The following is a 274-nucleotide window of genomic DNA, read 5'->3' as shown; positions in this document are numbered from 1 at the left end:
CGGCGACCAGGTCAGAGCCTGGGACGTTGATGCTGAAGCCTAGGGTGCCGTTAGGATTGGCAACGACCGAGCCGGTGAAGTCTTTGCCATTGACGGTCAGGGTGACGGTGTCACCGGCCTTGGCATCGCCACCGACAGTGCCGGTGACCGGGATCTGCTGAGTGGACTCTGCGATGTTGATCACGTCATCGGCAGTGATGTTGGCATCGAGGCTGATGGTCGGGACTGGGGCAGTGACGTCGACGCTATAGCCTTCGCTGTCCGTGGCAGTACC

At 61.3% G+C, this 274-nt stretch carries 1 protein-coding gene; it reads right to left on the bottom strand.

The window, feature by feature from the left end:
• On the bottom strand, positions 1–274 hold a 274-nt coding region (locus PVA39_RS23275), incomplete at both ends, for an Ig-like domain-containing protein (RefSeq protein ID WP_274126081.1).

Origin of the sequence: Pseudomonas sp. CNPSo 3701, assembly GCF_028674975.1 — a bacterium.
Lineage (GTDB): Bacteria > Pseudomonadota > Gammaproteobacteria > Pseudomonadales > Pseudomonadaceae > Aquipseudomonas > Aquipseudomonas straminea.
This window is presented reverse-complemented; position numbering and strand designations above follow the sequence as displayed.